The organism is Streptomyces sp. NPDC052101, assembly GCF_040680235.1.
In the GTDB taxonomy this organism is placed as follows: domain Bacteria; phylum Actinomycetota; class Actinomycetes; order Streptomycetales; family Streptomycetaceae; genus Streptomyces.
The window spans coordinates 1-1,174 of the sequence record NZ_JBFAWH010000148.1; the positions used below are offsets into that span (position 1 = coordinate 1).

Here is a 1,174-nt window from a genome sequence, read left to right on the forward strand (position 1 = left end):
CAGCTCGGCGACCGCCTTGATCACGTGGTTGTAGGGCACCTGGATCCGGTCCGCGATCTGCTGGCTGGTGAGCCGTTCGCCCTCGGCGGCCGCGAGCGTCATCAGCACCCGCAGGCAGACGTCGGTGTAGGCGCTCAGCTTCATCCCCCCATCATCCCACCGGTGCACGGCCCCGCCGCGCCTGCGGTGTCCGGGCCGGTTGGCATACTGACGCCATGGACGCCACCTCGCACCCCGACGCCGGCCCCCGCCTCCCCGAGACCTCCGCACCGGGGGGCGACGCCGCGCTGCACGAGGAGGCCCTGGCCGTCCTGCGTCGGCTCGTGGACCGGCCGGACGCGCGATTCAAGGACGGGCAGTTCGAGGCGATCGAGGCGCTCGTGGCCCACCGCCGCCGCGCCCTGGTGGTGCAGCGCACCGGCTGGGGCAAGTCCGCCGTGTACTTCGTGGCCTCCCTGCTGCTGCGCGCCCGCGGCGCAGGGCCCACCCTGATCGTCTCCCCGCTGCTCGCGCTCATGCGGGACCAGGTCGCGGCCGCGGCCCGGGCGGGCGTGCGCGCGGTGTCCGTGAGCTCGGCGAACGCCACGGTGTGGGACGAGGTCCGCGCTCGGCTCGCGGCGGACGAGGTGGACGTGCTGCTGATCTCGCCCGAGCGCCTCACGAACCCCCGGTTCCGGGACGAGCAGCTGCCGGACCTCGTGGCGCGCATGGGCCTGCTCGTGGTGGACGAGGCCCACTGCATCTCCGACTGGGGCCACGACTTCCGGCCGGACTACCGCCGCATCCGGGACCTGATCGGGCTGCTTCCCGCCGAGGGGCCGCGCGCGGTGCCCGTGCTGGCCACCACCGCCACGGCCAACGCCCGTGTGGTGGCGGACGTGGTGGAGCAGCTCGGCGTCGCCTCCGAGCAGGACGTGTTCGTGCTCCGCGGCCCCCTGGCCCGCGCCTCGCTGCGCCTGGGCGTGCTGCGCATGCCCAGCCCGGCCGCGCGCCTGGCCTGGCTCCTCGACCACCTCGAGGACCTGCCGGGCTCCGGGATCGTCTACGCCCTCACCGTCTCCGCCGCCGAGGACACGGCGCGCGCCCTGCGCGAGGCGGGGCACGAGGTGGTCGCCTACACGGGCCGCACAGACCCGGAGCGTCGCGCCGAGATCGAGTAGGACCTCAAGGCCAA

Annotated in this window: 1 pseudogene; it reads left to right on the plus strand. The window is 74.8% G+C overall.

From position 1 onward, the window contains the following. Positions 1–287 precede the first annotated feature (287 nt). A pseudogene (locus AB0L75_RS44385) lies at positions 288–1,133 on the plus strand (DEAD/DEAH box helicase); the annotation flags it as partial. Positions 1,134–1,174: the final 41 nt, after the last annotated feature.